Annotated in this window: 14 protein-coding genes; 9 read left to right on the top strand and 5 right to left on the bottom strand. The window is 38.5% G+C overall.

The features are described from left to right. Window positions 1–70 precede the first annotated feature (70 nt). Together uxuA and uxaC are read left to right on the top strand one after the other, a co-directional pair. Window positions 71–1237, top strand: a complete 1167-nt coding sequence (gene uxuA / locus AC1DDK_RS00905) for a mannonate dehydratase (RefSeq protein ID WP_337715168.1) — start codon at window positions 71–73, stop codon at window positions 1235–1237. A 1-nt stretch (window position 1238) separates the two neighbouring features. Then, window positions 1239–2648, top strand: a complete 1410-nt coding sequence (gene uxaC / locus AC1DDK_RS00900) for a glucuronate isomerase (RefSeq protein ID WP_337715166.1) — start codon at window positions 1239–1241, stop codon at window positions 2646–2648. 8 nt (window positions 2649–2656) lie between these two features. On the opposite strand, the gene AC1DDK_RS00895 is transcribed toward uxaC, so the two are convergent. Genes AC1DDK_RS00895 through AC1DDK_RS00885 form a run of 3 tightly spaced genes read right to left on the bottom strand, consistent with a single transcriptional unit; the run spans window position 2657 to window position 5376 of the window. Then, window positions 2657–3241, bottom strand: coding sequence for a LutC/YkgG family protein (locus AC1DDK_RS00895; protein ID WP_337715164.1), 585 nt, complete (start codon window positions 3239–3241; stop codon window positions 2657–2659). Next, window positions 3234–4613 carry a lactate utilization protein B gene (locus tag AC1DDK_RS00890; protein ID WP_337715161.1) on the bottom strand — a complete coding sequence of 460 codons (1380 nt, stop codon included), beginning with the start codon at window positions 4611–4613 and terminating at the stop codon, window positions 3234–3236. Before AC1DDK_RS00890 ends, AC1DDK_RS00895 begins: the two co-directional genes overlap by 8 nt. A gap of 22 nt (window positions 4614–4635) precedes the next feature. Further along, a complete protein-coding gene (locus AC1DDK_RS00885) occupies window positions 4636–5376 on the bottom strand; it encodes a (Fe-S)-binding protein (RefSeq protein ID WP_288882353.1) in 741 nt (246 codons plus the stop codon). Between the two features lie 342 nt (window positions 5377–5718). Between AC1DDK_RS00885 and AC1DDK_RS00880 the strand changes: the two genes are divergently transcribed. From AC1DDK_RS00880 to AC1DDK_RS00855, 6 genes are all read left to right on the top strand, one after another. Beyond that, window positions 5719–6753 (top strand): LacI family DNA-binding transcriptional regulator, encoded by a 1035-nt coding sequence (locus tag AC1DDK_RS00880; RefSeq protein WP_337715159.1) that lies wholly within the window; start codon window positions 5719–5721, stop codon window positions 6751–6753. A 23-nt stretch (window positions 6754–6776) separates the two neighbouring features. Continuing rightward, window positions 6777–7970 (top strand): glycoside hydrolase family 88 protein, encoded by a 1194-nt coding sequence (locus AC1DDK_RS00875; protein ID WP_172663792.1) that lies wholly within the window; start codon window positions 6777–6779, stop codon window positions 7968–7970. Between the two features lie 24 nt (window positions 7971–7994). Beyond that, the gene (gene kduI, locus AC1DDK_RS00870) at window positions 7995–8837 is read left to right on the top strand and encodes a 5-dehydro-4-deoxy-D-glucuronate isomerase (RefSeq protein WP_172663791.1); all 843 of its coding nucleotides are present in this window, start codon (window positions 7995–7997) and stop codon (window positions 8835–8837) included. 10 nt (window positions 8838–8847) lie between these two features. Further along, window positions 8848–9987 carry a DUF4861 family protein gene (locus AC1DDK_RS00865; RefSeq protein WP_337715157.1) on the top strand — a complete coding sequence of 380 codons (1140 nt, stop codon included), beginning with the start codon at window positions 8848–8850 and terminating at the stop codon, window positions 9985–9987. 79 nt (window positions 9988–10066) lie between these two features. Beyond that, window positions 10067–10837: an SDR family oxidoreductase gene (locus AC1DDK_RS00860; RefSeq protein WP_216854523.1), complete on the top strand. Its 771-nt coding sequence runs from the start codon at window positions 10067–10069 to the stop codon at window positions 10835–10837. A 21-nt stretch (window positions 10838–10858) separates the two neighbouring features. Next, window positions 10859–12475 (top strand): beta-N-acetylhexosaminidase, encoded by a 1617-nt coding sequence (locus AC1DDK_RS00855; RefSeq protein WP_477633754.1) that lies wholly within the window; start codon window positions 10859–10861, stop codon window positions 12473–12475. A 78-nt stretch (window positions 12476–12553) separates the two neighbouring features. Here AC1DDK_RS00855 and AC1DDK_RS00850 read toward each other — a convergent pair whose 3' ends face one another. Further along, window positions 12554–14224 carry an IPT/TIG domain-containing protein gene (locus AC1DDK_RS00850; protein WP_337715153.1) on the bottom strand — a complete coding sequence of 557 codons (1671 nt, stop codon included), beginning with the start codon at window positions 14222–14224 and terminating at the stop codon, window positions 12554–12556. Window positions 14225–14237: 13 nt separating this feature from the next. Further along, entirely contained in the window at window positions 14238–15050 is an 813-nt protein-coding gene (locus AC1DDK_RS00845) for a hypothetical protein (protein WP_172663787.1), read from the bottom strand. A gap of 173 nt (window positions 15051–15223) precedes the next feature. Here AC1DDK_RS00845 and guaB point away from each other — a divergent pair, with 173 nt between their 5' ends. Further along, window positions 15224–16693, top strand: a complete 1470-nt coding sequence (gene guaB / locus AC1DDK_RS00840) for an IMP dehydrogenase (protein ID WP_068887433.1) — start codon at window positions 15224–15226, stop codon at window positions 16691–16693. Window positions 16694–16741 lie beyond the last annotated feature (48 nt).

Below are 16741 nucleotides of genomic sequence, written 5' to 3'. Positions count from 1 at the left end.
TTACTACAAAAGTAAATTACGGTATAAGGAAACTAAATATAATATGAGCCAAGGCAGTAAAATACACAGAATGACACAAACCATGAGGTGGTTTGGTCCTAAAGATCCGGTAAGCTTATCAGACATCAGACAAGCTGGCTGCACAGGAGTTGTTAGTGCACTTCATCATATTCCAAATGGAGAAATTTGGACGGTTGAAGAGATCTTAAAACATAAAAATCTAATTGAAACAGCTGGTCTCGAGTGGAATGTTGTAGAAAGTGTACCCGTTCATGAATCTATAAAAACTCAGGATAAAGGCTTTGAAAATTATATATCCAATTATAAGACTTCCTTAAAGAATCTGGCTTCTTGTGGTGTATCGGTTGTTACCTACAATTTTATGCCTGTGCTGGATTGGACAAGAACCAACCTTGCCTTTGAACTTGAAAATGGCGCTAAAGCTTTAAAGTTCGAAAAAGCAGCACTTGTGGCATTTGATGTATATATGCTGAACAGGCCAGATGCAGTTAATGATTACACCTATCAGGAACTTGAAAAGGGTAGATTGCGTTTCGAGCAAATGTCTGCCGAGGAACGGTTAGTGTTGCAAAGAAATATTATTGCAGGCTTGCCTGGAAGTGAAGAGAGTTTCACCTTAAAACAGTTTCAGGATGCTTTAGATAAGTATAAAGGAATCGATGAAGACGGACTTTCTCAAAACCTTATTCATTTTCTTTCAGAAATTGTTCCGGTTGCTGATGCTGCAGGAATAAAACTGGCTATTCATCCTGATGATCCGCCTTATCCTATTTTTGGTTTACCAAGAGTTGTTAGTACAGCCGGGCAGGTTCAGAAATTATTTACTGCTGTTCCTTCATTAAATAACGGACTTTGCTTCTGTACAGGTTCTTTTGGTGTAAGAGCGGATAATAACCTGCCTGAAATGGTAAATGTATTTGGAGAAAGAATTCATTTTATTCATTTAAGGAGTACAAAAAGAAATGAAGCGGGTGATTTTTACGAGGACAACCATTTGGAAGGCGATGTAGATATGTATAATGTTGTAAAACAAATCATTTTGATACAACAGAAAAGACAAGCTAACATTCCAATGCGACCTGATCATGGTCACCAGATGCTTGATGACCTCAAGAAAAAAACTAACCCAGGTTATTCAGCCATCGGCAGATTAAAAGGCCTCGCTGAGTTGAGAGGATTAGAGTTCGGAATAATAAACCAGTTTTTAGATAAATAACATGATAGAAGGAGCAGTAATACCTGAAGATTTTTTGTTGAGCAGCAAAAAAGCGAAAATACTTTTTAATGATTATGCAAAAAACCTACCTATAATTGATTATCATAATCACCTGCCACCACAAGAAATAGCAGAAAATAAGAAGTTTGCTAATCTGACTGAGATCTGGCTGAAAGGTGATCACTATAAATGGAGGGGGATGCGTGCATTGGGTGTTAGCGAAGAGCTGATTACAGGAAGTGCTGCAGATCAGGATAAATTTATGGCCTGGGCAAGGGTGGTGCCTGCAACAGTTAGAAACCCCTTGTTTCATTGGACGCATATGGAACTTAAAAATCCTTTTGGTATCAATTCTTTTCTACATGCTGATTCCGGTAAAAGAATTTATGAAGACTGTAATGCGTTGCTTACAAAAGATGAGTTTTCTACACAAGGATTGTTAAACCATTTTAAAGTTGAAATGGTTGGTACAACAGATGATCCTTGCGATGATCTTAGATATCATAAACAGTTAGGTGAGCGTGACTTTTCAGTAAAAGTAAAACCTTCGTTCAGACCAGATAAAGCTTTATTGATTGATAAGGCAGTTCAATTTAAGGATTATGTAAAACAGCTTTCTGCTGTTTCAGGAATTGCTATAACAGATGTTGAGGGGTTACTCGCGGCTTTAAGACAGCGTGTTGATTATTTCGCTGCGCATAATTGCAGTGTTTCTGACCATGGATTAGCTACTTTGCCTGCAACATATAACTTAACTGACGGGGAGAAAAAGGAATTTATCAGTTTCTTAAAAACCGATGATGCTGTGTTTTCTAATCCTGATGCTTTTGCCGGTTATGTTTTAACGGAATTGAGCAAACTATATCATGAAAAGGACTGGGTGCAACAGTTTCACTTGGGCGCAATTAGAAATAACAATCTTGGAATGTTCAAAAAATTAGGCGCTGATACGGGGTATGACTCTATTGGCGACTTTAGACATGCTGAAAGATTGTCAGGATTTTTAGGCAATCTGAGTGTAACTGATCAGCTTACTAAAACCATTATTTATAATCTTAATCCTGCAGATAATGAGGTTTTTGCAGCTATGACTGGTAATTTTGCCGATGGAAGGATGAAAGGTAAAATGCAATTCGGTTCTGGCTGGTGGTTTCTGGATCAAAAAGATGGCATGGAAAAACAATTGAACGCATTGTCTAATATGGGGATGGTGAGCAATTTTGTAGGTATGCTTACTGACTCACGTAGCTTCCTTTCTTATTCACGACATGAATACTTCAGAAGAATATTATGTAACCTGTTTGGGGCAGAAATGGAGAATGGAATATTACCTAATGACGAGAAATGGATTGGGCAGATTATCAGCGATATCTGTTATTACAACGCTAAAGAATATTTTAAATTAGGCTAGGGTTATCCCTAGCCTAATAAAAATACGGTCATACTTTTAGGCCCGTGGGCTCCAAGTACTAAAGATTGTTCAATATCTGCAGTTTTTGATGGCCCAGCAATAAAGGATCCGAATCCATATTCGGCGTCGCCTATTTTACTATAGGCATCGTGCATGGTAGCAACAATGTCGGCTTTGTTTACCACAACAGCTAATTGCTGACAAATAAAGGGTACGACCCTTTGTTGCATCAGATCTTCGGTAACCCATAGGGCTGCGTTTTCGGCAACACCAAAATGGGCTTTAATTATAGCCAGATCAACATCTTCATAGCTATGCGGATCTTTATTCTCCCATCCTGATTCGGTTACCGAAGCAAGTTCAGGAAGAGTAGATATGAGTCTTTTTTTATCTTTAAATTCCTGTTGAATGTATTGTGCGATTTCTTCAAAATTTGAAACTTCAACTATTGCTCCACCTATGGTAGTTAATACCGTTTTAAACTGCGTTATGCTTTCCATTCCACCTGGTACAGTAGTAAGGTCTGCCGGTAAAGGCCTGGCGCTTGGTTGATTGGTTTTTATTTTAGCCAGTATTTCTTCTCTGCTAGTCATTTTTATTGTTTTGTTTATACCATTCTCCAAATGATTGTTTTGGAGATTCTGGCATTTCTCTGTGCTTATACCAAAGATTAAGTTTATTGTTTACCGTGAAGGGGGCATGTTTTAAAACCCAACGACCTGCTCTTCCAGCGATTTTATATATTGATGGATTTGATAATGTAAAATCCATTGCTTTCATGGCCATTGCCTTTTTTGGATCTGCATAACCTTCTTTAACAATTACCTGGCGCCATTTATAAAGTTGTTCATGAATGTTTATTTTTACCGGACACACATTACTGCACGACCCACAAAGAGTGGAAGCGAATGGAAGATCTGCATAGTTTTTCATGTCCAGGTTTGGAGCCAATATGGAACCAATAGGCCCTGCAATTGCAGTGTGATAACTGTGTCCGCCGCTTCTGCGATAAACCGGACAGGTGTTCATACATGCTGCGCAGCGGATACACTTAAGTGAGTTGCGGAAATCTTCTCTGCCAAGTTGTGTAGTCCTGCCATTGTCTACCAAAACGATGTGCATGGTTTGCCCTGGTCTTGGCTTTTTAAAATGACTGGAGTAGGTGGTAATGGGTTGTCCGGTGGCACTTCTGGTAAGTATCCTTAGAAATACAGAAAGATGCTTACGTAAGGGTACTATTTTCTCAATTCCCATGCAAGCAATATGTACATCGGCAAGATGTGCACCCATATCGGCATTTCCTTCATTTGTACATACAACAAACTCGCCCGTTTCAGCTATTGCAAAATTTACTCCGGTGATAGCAGCCTTTCTGGTAATAAACTTTTCACGTAAATGATCCCTTGCAGCGGCAGTCAAAAATACCGGATCAGAAGCACCTTCGGGTGTGCCAAGATGCTTGTGGAACAAATCTCCTATCTCTTCCTTTTTCTTATGAATACAAGGAAGTACGATATGGCTGGGTGGTTCTTCAGCCAGTTGCACAATACGTTCCCCTAAGTCAGTATCTATAACCTCTATGTCGTTTTTATGGAGATAATCATTTAGATGGCATTCCTCGGTAAGCATTGATTTGCTTTTAACAATGCGGTTTACGCCGCTTTCCTTTAAAATGGAATGCACTATTTTATTGTGTTCTTCACCATTGGCTGCCCAATGAACTTTTATGCCGTTCTTTTCAGCATTGGCCTCAAACTGCAAAAGGTAATCATGCAAGTTTGATAGAACATTGTCTTTTATTTGTGATGCGGTTTCGCGCAAGGTTTCCCACTCTGGTAAACTATGGGCAGCCTTATCCCGCTTAGCCCTCACAAACCAAAGCGTTTCATCATGCCAGTCTACACGCGCTTCATCTTTATTAAAGATATCTGATAATTGAGCGTGATCTTTTGCTCCTGTACTCATTTTATTATTGCTGGTTGTAGGTTTAAAATTCCTGTGCGTTTAATATCTCGGCAATGTGTATTACTTTAACATTGCTGTTTTGTCTGCGTAAAATACCCTCCATATGCATCAGGCAAGACATGTCTGCTGCGGTAATATATTCGGCACCACCGTTAAGATGATCTGCAACCCTGTCTTTACCCATTTTTACAGATACGGCTTCTTCCGCAACACAAAAAGTACCACCAAAACCACAGCACTCATCAGGTCGCTTCAGATTAATCAGTTCCAGACCTTCAACCATATTTAGCAGGTGCAGTGGCTTAGAGAAAGGAGCCTCAACGAGTTCACTCATTTGCGCAAGCATTAATCCACGCTGCCCATGGCAACTTTGGTGTACACCGACTTTATGAGGGAAACTTGCAGTTAATTTCTCCACTTTAAGTACATCAATAAGGAACTCAGTTAACTCATAGATCTTTTTTCTGATTCCAAGGGCCTTGTCTTCGGCTTTATCGGCATGAAGATGATCCTTAATATGGAGTACACAGCTCCCGGAAGGGGATACCACGTAATCAAATTCAGAAAAGTTTTCTATAAATAAATCATTGCATCCTTGTGTGAGATGTTCAAAGCCCGAATTGGCCATAGGCTGACCACAACAGGTTTGCTTTGTGGGATAAACCACGTCAACTCCTAGTTTCTTCAATAAAGTTAAGGTTGCAATAGCGGCGTTTGGGTAGAACTGGTCAATATAACACGGAATAAAAAGTCCAACAGTCATGGCTAAAAGTATCTGATCTTATTTGGTTTAGGTTGTGCGTTCAAGCAAATATACAGTGCTCAGCGGTAAATATAATGTTATTAAGAATATTATGCAGATTAGTTTGCTATTTAGAACGGAAACGATTTCATATAATGATATTCATTCGACATTTTTTTGTAACAAAAAAGTTGGTAAGTCTTAGTTTAACCTAAATTACATGAACTACTTATGTGTTTTTATAATGTTTAAACCTTGCCGAATTAATTTGTTGGAATTTATGAAAACGTTTTCATATAATTGTAATATTGATTAGCTTGGTATATGGATTAGCTTAAATCAATAGCCTCATATAATATTAAAATGGCCAACCAAAAAAAGGTACAGCAAAATACAATTCTGGATATTGCGGAAGCGTTGAAGCTTTCGCCTGCAACAATTTCACGTGCGCTTAATGATCATCCCCATGTAAAGGAAAAAACAAAAAATGATGTACTAAAAATGGCTGCTCAGCTGGGTTATAGGCGCAATAATATGGCTTCAGGCTTACGCAGCAATAAAACACATACCATTGGACTTATTGTGCCGAGGATTTCAATGTTTTTTCACGCAGAGGTTATTACCACTATTCAGAATGGTTTACAGAAGTATGGATATAATCTGATCATATGCCAGTCTAATGACTCATTAGATATGGAAAAGGAACTAACAGAGATACTTTTGTCCTCAAGAGTTGATGGTTTAATTGCAGCATGTACGTTGGGTACCACAGATTTTAGCCATTTCGATAAGTTTTTGCAAAATGGTACACCAGTAGTTTTTTACGATCGCGTACCTTTAAATGAACAAAAAGCAACCATAATAAAAGGTGATGATTTTAGAGGAGGATACATCGCAACTTCACACCTCATTGAAACTGGCTGTAAAAAGATTGCTCATATTTCGGGGCCTTTAACTTCAAATTTATATCAGGACCGATCGGCGGGGTTTGTAAAAGCGATGGAACAACATAAGCTTTCTGTAAATGAAAACTGGGTGTTTCATCAGGAATTGACACATGCCAATGCGAGAGAAGCGATGCGAAAAATGTTTGACGGGGATGTTGTGCCTAACGGTTTATTTACCGACAATGATACAAGTGCAATAGCAGCTCTTGAATTTGCGAGAGAAAAGGGAATTGATGTGCCTGGCGAATTAAAAATTATAGGTTACTCAAATGACCCCAGAACATCAATAATTACTCCTGCGATAACTACAGTAGAGCAGTTTCCTGACGAGGTGGGTAAAAAGATAGTTGAAGCCTTAATAAATTCTTTGAAGAATAATACCAATATAACTGATGAAAGAACAGTACCAATAACGATACCTGTTCAGTTAATTAGAAGAATGACAACCTAAAAACTAAATATTAAATAACATTGATGATGAGAAAACTATTTGTTGTAATCTGTTTTTTACTGATAAATAATGGCATGCTAAGCGCCCAAAGTAAGGACGGAAAAATGAGCCAATTGATTGATGAGCAATTTAAATTTGCTGATCAGCAATACAAGGTGCTTGCCAAAAATGTACCTGCAGATGTAATGCCTAAAACCTATTACGAAAACACAGGTAAAGTAGAAACAAGTGATACCAAATGGTGGTGTAGTGGTTTTTTTCCTGGTACGCTGCTTTATATCTATGAGTATACAAAAGATGCTGACATTCTAAAGGAGGCTAAAGGACGTCTTTCTATTTTAGAAAAGGAAAAGCATTATACAGGTAATCACGATCTGGGTTTTATGATGTATTGCAGTTTTGGTAATGCTTACCGAATCCTGAAAGATCCGTCGTATAAAAAGACAATAGATACAGCCGCAGAATCTTTGTCAACACGCTTCCATCCCGAGGCCGGTGTGATCCAATCCTGGAATTCCAGCAAAAAAATGGCTGGTCCTGTTATTATAGATAACATGATGAACCTTGAGTTGTTAAGCTGGGTAAGTGACCATGGAGGTGATAAAAAGTACAAAGAGATTGCAGTTAGACATGCAAATTCCACCATTAAAAATCATTTCAGACCAGATTTTAGTTCCTATCATGTTATTGATTATGACATGAAAACAGGTAAAATTTTACAAAAAATAACCGCGCAGGGAGCTGCAGATTCATCTGCATGGAGCAGGGGACAGGCTTGGGGCTTATATGGTTACACCATGATGTATCGTTTTACTAAAAACAAACAATATTTAAATCAGGCAAAAAATATTGCCAAATTTATGTTAAATGATCGCAATATGCCTGCAGACATGATTCCTTACTGGGATTATGATGCTCCGGGAATACCAAATGCGCTTCGTGATGCCTCTGCGGGTGCGGTTATGGCTTCGGCATTATTGGAGCTCGCTCAGTATTCAGATAAAAAGGAAGGTAAACAATATGTGAGCGCCGCTGAAACAGCATTAAAAACGTTAGCCTCTGATGCTTATCGTGCAAAATTGGGTGAGAATGGGGGATTTCTGTTAAAACATAGCGTAGGTTCAATACCTCATAAATCCGAAGTTGATGTCCCGTTGACCTATGCAGATTACTATTTTTTAGAGGCATTACATCGCTATAAAAACTGGTATTTATAAAAATATTAATAAAAAAGATAAAACATGCAAACACATTTTGAAAGCCGATACGCTCTTAGTCCAAATGAAACAAAGCAAATGGTCACCGCGGATCTGCGTAAAAATTTTTTAATCCCCGAGATATTCGAGGCCGACCATATACATTTTACTTTGTCTCATTACGATCGCTATATAGCGGGAGGAATAATGCCCGTAAATGAAACTATACAACTTTCAAATCCTGATAGTTTAAAAGCTGAATACTTTTTAGAAAGAAGAGAGCTAGGGATTATTAACGTAGGTGGTAAAGGTACTGTTGTGGCCGACGGAGTTAATTATGATCTGGATTTTAAAGAAGCGCTTTATATTGGTAAGGAGACTAGAAATGTAACATTTGCATCTGCCGATAAAAAGAAGCCTGCAAAATTTTATATTAATTCTGCACCGGCCCATCATAAATATCCAAGTAAAAAGGTTTCAAAAGCTGAGGCAGAAATTGTTGAGCTCGGAAGTCCTGAAACAGCAAATCACCGCGTTATAAATAAACTATTGGTGAATAGTGTTTTGCCTACTTGTCAATTACAAATGGGTATGACTGAGTTAAAGAGTGGAAGCGTTTGGAACACTATGCCTGCACATACTCATGACCGTAGGATGGAGGTTTATTTTTACTTTGAAGTACCGCAAGGACAAAGTGTTTGCCATTTTATGGGCGAACCACAGGAAACCAGACACATCTGGATGCAAAATGAGCAGGCCGTGATTTCGCCTAACTGGTCTATACACTCAGGAGCGGGTACAAGTAATTATACGTTTATCTGGGGTATGGCAGGTGAAAATCTTGACTATGGAGATATGGATCATTGTGCAATTAATGAGCTTAAATAATAAAGAGATTATGAGAAAAGTATTTGCTTTATTATTGTTACTGCCCGGAGCATCGTTCTTTGTACAGGCACAAACCAATGTGGTGAAAACAACCATTATAGTGAGTAATTCATCTGATATAGCGCGGGTAGGTGAGGTATTGTCTATTAACTGGGCTACCATTATCACAAAATATCCCGGTATTGATACTGCGAATTTCAAAGTATTAGATGCAGCTACCAAAAAAGAAATTCCTTTTCAGTTGGAACACAAAGGAGAAGTAGCTATACAGAATTTACTGGTACAAATTAACGTTAAAGCAAAAGGGACTGCTAAACTCCTAATAGTCGCAGGCAAACCTGCTGCTATAACTAAAAAGACATATGGTCGCTATGTCCCTGAACGCTATGATGACTTTGCGTGGGAGAACGATAAAGTTGCTAACCGCATGTACGGTAAAGCATTAGAAACTAGAAAGGACAATGCCTTTGGAATAGACATTTGGGTTAAAAGATCAAGTAAGCTGGTAATTAATGATTGGTACAAAACTGGTGATTACCATACAGATCATGGTGATGGAATGGATTATTATAGTGTAGGATTAACTTTAGGGGCAGGTGATATTGCTCCTTATGTTAATGACTCAGTTTACTATTCTAAAAATTATCATAACTGGAAGGTATTGGATAATGGGCCTTTGCGTACCTCATTTCAGTTAGGTTATGATGAGTGGGATGTGGCAGGTAAACCGGTAAAAGTAGTAAAAACAATATCTCTGGATGCAGGCTCTCACTTTAACCGTATACAAGCTGATTACACTTATTCAGACGGAGCGGATCTTCCTGCGGTAATAGGGATAGTTAAAAGAGCTGAGCCAGGGGTTATCCTAATGGATGAAAAACAAGGCATAATGGGTTACTGGGAGCCAGAGCATGGTGCAGATGGAATTACCGGGGTAGCAACGATTATTCCAGGTGGAAAGGTAAAAATGAATACCGATAAGGTTCATTTGCTAACCCATACTTTGGTTAAAGGCAAAGAGCCGGTTGTTTACTATAATGGCTCTGCATGGAGTAAGGGAAATGAAATTACTACTGCAAATGAATGGTTTAAACATCTGGACACTTTTAATCAGAAATTAAATCAACCGTTGAAGGTTAATGTTCAATAATAAATGATGTTTTAAAAAAGCACTAATCGTCATCTCTCCTGGCGCCGAGATGACGAGGTACTCTCTTAACAAAGAAAAAATGGCGATACTTGATTTATTTAATTTAAAAGGAAAAACGGCTTTAGTTACAGGGTGCAAAAGAGGTATAGGTAAGGCTATGGCAGAGGCCCTTGCAGAGGCAGGAGCCGACATTATTGGCGTATCCGCCAATTTAGAGCTATCAGGAAGTGATGTAGAAAAATCTATAACCTCGCTTGGCAGGAAATTCTACGCATATCAATGCGATTTTAGCAATCGCAATTCACTTAAACTATTTATTGATCAGGTAAAAAGAGATCACCCGATAATAGATATTCTTGTAAATAATGCAGGAACAATTTTAAGAAAACCTATATCCGAACATCCTGATGAGTATTGGGATGAAGTGGTCGCCGTAAATCAATCAGCTCCTTTTATCCTTACCAGGGAAATTGGAAAAGAAATGGTTTTGCGTGGACAAGGAAAGGTAATTTTTACAGCTTCTCTGCTAACGTTTCAAGGTGGCATTACCGTGCCTGGTTATGCAGCCAGTAAAGGGGCAATTGGCCAGTTAACAAAAGCTTTTGCTAATGAATGGGCAGCTAAAGGGGTAAATGTAAATGCAATAGCACCCGGATATATTTCAACCGATAATACAACTGCACTGAGAGCTGATGAGAACCGTAGTCGCTCTATTATGGAGCGTATTCCTGCAGGGCGATGGGGTGAACCAGAAGATTTTAAAGGTCCAATAGTTTTTCTGGCTACAGAGGCCTCATCTTATATGCACGGCACCGTGATGACAGTAGATGGGGGATGGATGGGCAGATAATGGTATAAAATAATTGAGTAAATGAATTTAAAAAGATTAATACTGGTTTGTAGTTTGCTGATTGGTTATCAAATCACAAATGCTCAGGAAGTATGTCCGATTATCCCTCAGCCAGTAAAGTTTGCTAAAACCGATGGCTCTTTTGTGCTCACTCGGCATACTCCTATACTTGCAGAATCTGAACTTTTAAAATCGGTGGCTCATTATCTTCAACAAGAATTACTGAAAGAGCAGGGTCTACCTTTAAGTGTTGCCAATACATCAAAAGAACCTGGGGTAAAATTAGTACTTACATCAAAAAAGAGCTCAGACATATACACTTTGGAAATCAATTCAAAAGGAGTTGCAATAACAGCTAGTGATGCTGAAGGGGCTTTCTATGGGGTTGTGTCGTTGCTGCAGATTGCCAGACAGTCGAAAAATCTAAAAGGTTCACTTTCGTTAGAAGGATGGAAGATACAGGATAGTCCTTTATACGAATGGCGAGGTTTGATGCTTGATGAATCAAGACATTTCTTTGGTGTAGCAAAAGTTAAATCTATTCTGGATTGGATGGCTTTCTATAAATTGAATCGTTTCCATTGGCACCTTACCGATGAGCCTGCATGGCGTATTGAAATTAAAAAATATCCGGGACTCGCTCTAATTGGTGGCATTGGTGATTTTTTGAATGGAACTTTACCCTCACAGTATTATACGCAAGAACAGGTGAAGGAAGTAGTCGCTTATGCGGCCCAGAGATTTATTACTGTTATTCCAGAGATAGATATGCCAGGACATGCTTCTGCCGCGAACCGCGCATATCCAGAATTTAGTGGAGGTGGGTCTGAAGGACATCCTGAATTCACATTCAACCCTGGTAAAGAAGGTACTTATCAATATCTTTCAAATATCCTGCGCGAAACCAATGCATTATTTCCTTCAGGAATGATTCACCTTGGGGGCGATGAGGTAAGCTATGGCAATCAGCAATGGTCTACAAATGCGGATATTAAAACGCTAATGCAAAGTAAAKGACTGGCAAATGTTAAAGAAGTAGAAAAATACTTCATGAAACGTATGGCAGATTCGGTATACAGTATGAATGCGAAATTACTTGTGTGGGATGAGATGGCGGAAGTTGATCTCCCTAAAGACAAGACAATTATCTTCTGGTGGAGACATGATAAACCCGATATGTTAACTCTATCTCTTAAAAAGGGATACCAAACTGTCCTGTGTCCGAGACTGCCATTTTATTTTGATTTTGTTCAGGATAGCACCCATAATTACGGCCGCAAATGGAGCAATAAATTATACAATGCATTAGAAAGCGCTTACTCCTTTTCCCAGGATAATTACTTAGATGGTTCAGTAAGTAAAAAACAGATCTTGGGCATACAAGCTGATCTATGGACCGAGACGATTCAAAGCGATCAACGATTAGATTACCTGTTGTTTCCGCGAATAACTGCACTTGCAGAAGCTGCATGGAGTAAAAACGCAAAGGATTTCCAAGCATTTATTCAGCGTTTAAAAAAGCATATGCCGCTGTTTCAGCAAGCATCAATTTATTATTATGATCCATTTAATCCTGCAAAGAATCCTGAACCTGTTAGAATAGGGACAGGGGTTAAGCGTTTTGATACTGGATTGTAAAGGTTTGTTTCTAAACTAAAAGAGCTTATCTCAATTTATTAGATAAGCTCTTTAGTTTAATATAATGTGTTTATTACTTTAGTTTGTAGCGGTAAAATTAGTAGAACTTATCACCGTTTGTCCATTCGAAATCACAGTTAATTTCATCGTTCCTGGATTTAAATTGGAAGGTACGGCTACAGTGATTGTGTTTTCGGTGATGCTTGTAATCGGTGCTTCAATAGTGCCGAATTTAACAACAGTGCTATAATAATTCTGCGCAAAGCCCTCACCTTTAATCGTTACAATGGATCCAGCAACGGCAGATGTTGGTGTAAAAGAAGTAATAGCGGGTCCAAGCATTTTAAATTCTTTAGCTATTGTATATTTTTTTCCGGCAAATTCCAGATAAAGTTTTACATTCCCCGCATTAATTCCTCCTGGAACGGCTATTTTTAAATTTGTTGCGGAAGTAGCGGCGCCAGAAGAAGGTATAGTTCCAAAGTAAACATAATAACTCTGATCTTTAATAAAATTTCCTGTAATATCTATTTCCATACCAGGAGCACCGGATGCAGGCGAAAAATTAGTAAATGCATAAGAAAGGACTTTAAGCTTCTTAGGTGCGGTTACCGTATTTGGACCTGATTTAAAGGTAATTGTATAATCACCTGCTGACAAGCTTTCAGGAACGATCATAGTAAAACCACCTTGATAATCAGGAAAAACTTGCGCATCCGTGCTTCCAATAGTAGCAGTAGGCATCCCTTGATTATGTTCGAAATTGCCTGGGAAATTATTACCGGAAATTGCAACTGAAGTTCCGGGTAAAGTGACCGCTGGATTCAGGCCAGTTATTACTGGAGGAGTAACTGTAAACTCGCCTGGTAAAACAAATTTTTTATCGGCTAATCTTACTGAAACTTCTGATTTCACCTCAACGGTAGAAGGCACGGATATTTGAGGGATGCTTCCATATAAGGTATTTACCTGTATGTTTCCAAAAAATATGCTAAAAGTACTTGGGTAATTATAGTAGTCAGGAAGATTGTCACCCGTAAAAGTAACCAGTGTACCTATTGGTCCTGATTTTGGAGAAAAATCTTTAACATTGGCGTATATAGTAAAACCATTTGAAACTGAAACCTTCTGTCCGCTAATGCTTACTTCTATACTAAGCTGATTACCATGTCTTGCTTGAATCCCTTGAGGTATCTCAGCTACAATTTCTGTATCGGAAATAGATAGTACTTTGGCCTTTATGTTATTAAAGGTAACTTCAATTGCGCTATCGGATTCTATATAGAATTTTCCGGTAATCTTAACCTGATCTCCCACTTTTCCGGAATTTGGACTAACATTCCCAGCCTGTTGAGTAGGTAGGTTTATTTGTATAGTTTTCCCTAATGCAGTTCCTTTTTCATCTGTTATATAAGCCCTGACAAAAAGGGTTGATTGATAATATGGACTATTTAGGCTAAGGTTACGGACTTCCTTTGTAAATTCTCCTTGAGGTACATCTTTACCTAAAGAAACTTTTGTTCCTTTTACATCACTAACATCTGATGTTGTACTGTATATAAAACCGTAGTCAGAAGGATTAAAATTACCTTTACTAACAATGTTGCCAATAAAGGTTGCAGCGTTTGGCGCCAGTGCAGTCGCTGATAACGTTTGAATTTCCGGACCGGTAAGATTGTCTTTTTTGCAGCTTTGAAACTGAAGTAAAGAAATTAAAGTAATCGCTATTAGTAATATATTCTTTTTCATATCGAGTTCCGTATTAAAATGAATAGCCAATACGGACGCCATTTATTAGTGTAGGGCCAAATGTTGATGCAGATTTCTTTCCTGTATCGTTGAAGTTGGTAGTCGGTTGCCCTGTGCCAGTATTTTGTCCCGTAACTGTGGTTCGAATATTTTTATATTCCGTTTTTGATAAGTTAAAATTGAACTCATAACCAAAAAAGAAATCTTTGGCAATATAAAAATCAAAGCCTGTAATTAGATTGATGCCATATCGAGTGTATGCATTTTCTTGAAGTTGAGTGTAATAGCTCTGATTGTTTGGTAAATAGATTGTCTCGAGCCAGCCATTTTTAATGGATGTAGAAACGCCATTGTCCTTAATTTCCTGATTTGCAGATTTACTGCTTACCGAAATATCTGCAGCGATGTAGGGGGATAAGCGCCTGGTGCCTTTGAAATGTTTTTCAACACCGAAATTAAGTCCAATTAAAGTGCTTTTTCTTTCATTTTTAACAAAAATACCCTGTGGCCCGTAGGGATTATTTACGTTTGCGGTTGAATCCTTTTGACTTGCGTGAAAACCTAGTCTTAAAGCAATGTCGGGGCTAATAAAATATCTTACCTTAATCTGATTAAGAGAGTTGTTTAAGCTTAAGTTTCCTTTAAAGGGATTGAAATTAAGTTCTGTAACTATTGCACCTGTAGTTGGCTTTAGAGATTGGGTAGTTTTATCAACAGTTGTGTAAGATAGATCAGTTATAACTGTGTCAGTTTTAACTTTTGGCGTTTGGGCATAGCATGCCGTTGTAGCAATTGCAAGCGCAATTGAAAAGAGCGTTTTCTTCATGTCGTTAATTTTTACGCAAAAGTATAAAACAATTTGCTCAATATTATTTTCTGGCGCTATTTAATTTAATTGTAAACTTTTAGTGCCTAAGCCCAATATTTCTAAAACTGTTGCACAGTATCAATAATAATCGTATTTTTGCCCGGCAAATAGTAACTCATAAATTATTTGCTATGCAACTCGATCCCAATAAATTTATCGCCGAAGGTCTAACATACGATGACGTATTATTAGTACCAGCTTACTCTGAAGTTCTGCCACGTGACGTGGATACAGGGAGTTTCCTTACAAAAAAAATACGTATTAATGTTCCTGTAGTTTCTGCTGCAATGGATACTGTAACTGAATCTGGATTGGCTATTGCCATTGCCCAGGCAGGTGGTATCGGTATGCTTCACAAAAACATGAGCATCGAGCGTCAGGCAGAGGAGGTAAGAAAAGTAAAACGCTCAGAAAGCGGAATGATCCAGGATCCTGTTACTTTAAGTAAAGATGCCAAGGTTGCCGATGCTTTTCAGATCATGAAAGAGTTTAAAATAGGTGGAATTCCTGTTATAGATTCAGATGGTAAATTGGTTGGTATAATTACCAATAGAGATTTGCGCTTCCAAAAAGATATGCAACGTAAAGTTTCTGAAGTGATGACTAGCGAAAACCTGATCACTGCTGCAGAGGGTACAACTCTTTTACAGGCAGAGGAAATTTTACAGGATTATAAAATTGAAAAACTTCCTGTAATTGATAAAGAAGGTAAACTAGCAGGATTAATCACTTTTAAGGACATTCAAAAATATAAAAACTATCCTAAAGCTTGTAAAGACGAACGCGGCAGATTACGTGTAGGTGCTGCAGTAGGTGTAGCTGCTGATAACATTGATCGTGTTGCTGCACTGGTACAAGCAGGAGTTGATGTAGTTACAGTTGATACTGCTCACGGTCACTCTAAAGGTGTTATCGATATGGTTAAGGCCATTAAAGCTAAGTTCCCCGACTTACAGGTTATTGCAGGTAATATTGCTACAGCGGAAGCTGCAAGAGCTTTGGCAGCTGCCGGAGCTGATGCAGTAAAAGTGGGTATTGGTCCAGGTTCTATCTGTACTACCAGAATCATTGCTGGTGTTGGTGTACCACAGTTATATGCAGTTTTTGAATGTGCTCAGGCATTAATTGGCACAGGAATTCCTGTAATTGCTGATGGTGGTATCAAACAAACAGGAGATATTGTTAAAGCTATAGCAGCCGGAGCTAGCTCTATTATGGCAGGATCTTTATTCGCCGGAGTAGAGGAGTCGCCAGGTGAAACCATCATTTACGAAGGACGTAAGTTTAAATCTTACCGTGGTATGGGCTCTGTTGAAGCAATGCAACAAGGATCAAAAGACCGTTACTTCCAGGATGAGGAAGATGTAGTTACCAAATTGGTGCCGGAAGGTATTGTTGGTCGCGTACCTTATAAAGGAACATTGGCCGAGGTGATTTATCAATATGTAGGAGGCTTAAGAGCAGGTATGCACTATTGTGGTGCTGCAACTATTGAAGATTTACAGAAAGCTAAATTTGTACGCATTACAGCTGCCGGAATGAGAGAGAGTCATCCTCATGATATTTCAATCACTAAAGAAGCTCCAAATTATTCACGTTAATAATTTGGATTAAATAATTCAAAAAAGGGCCTGAATCAGTGGTGATTC

Source organism: Pedobacter sp. 05T44 (assembly GCF_056395985.1).
This window is presented reverse-complemented; position numbering and strand designations above follow the sequence as displayed.

Bases quoted from the DNA above. Each gene is read 5' to 3' on its own strand.
- AC1DDK_RS00865 (WP_337715157.1), top strand. From the start codon at position 8,848: ATGAGAAAAGTATTTGCTTTATTATTGTTACTGCCCGGAGCATCGTTC.
- uxaC (WP_337715166.1), top strand. From the start codon at position 1,239: ATGATAGAAGGAGCAGTAATACCTGAAGATTTTTTGTTGAGCAGCAAA.
- AC1DDK_RS00890 (WP_337715161.1), bottom strand. From the start codon at position 4,613: ATGAGTACAGGAGCAAAAGATCACGCTCAATTATCAGATATCTTTAAT.
- AC1DDK_RS00895 (WP_337715164.1), bottom strand. From the start codon at position 3,241: ATGACTAGCAGAGAAGAAATACTGGCTAAAATAAAAACCAATCAACCA.
- AC1DDK_RS00845 (WP_172663787.1), bottom strand. From the start codon at position 15,050: ATGAAGAAAACGCTCTTTTCAATTGCGCTTGCAATTGCTACAACGGCA.
- AC1DDK_RS00860 (WP_216854523.1), top strand. From the start codon at position 10,067: ATGGCGATACTTGATTTATTTAATTTAAAAGGAAAAACGGCTTTAGTT.
- AC1DDK_RS00885 (WP_288882353.1), bottom strand. From the start codon at position 5,376: ATGACTGTTGGACTTTTTATTCCGTGTTATATTGACCAGTTCTACCCA.
- AC1DDK_RS00850 (WP_337715153.1), bottom strand. From the start codon at position 14,224: ATGAAAAAGAATATATTACTAATAGCGATTACTTTAATTTCTTTACTT.
- kduI (WP_172663791.1), top strand. From the start codon at position 7,995: ATGCAAACACATTTTGAAAGCCGATACGCTCTTAGTCCAAATGAAACA.
- guaB (WP_068887433.1), top strand. From the start codon at position 15,224: ATGCAACTCGATCCCAATAAATTTATCGCCGAAGGTCTAACATACGAT.
- uxuA (WP_337715168.1), top strand. From the start codon at position 71: ATGACACAAACCATGAGGTGGTTTGGTCCTAAAGATCCGGTAAGCTTA.
- AC1DDK_RS00875 (WP_172663792.1), top strand. From the start codon at position 6,777: ATGATGAGAAAACTATTTGTTGTAATCTGTTTTTTACTGATAAATAAT.
- AC1DDK_RS00880 (WP_337715159.1), top strand. From the start codon at position 5,719: ATGGCCAACCAAAAAAAGGTACAGCAAAATACAATTCTGGATATTGCG.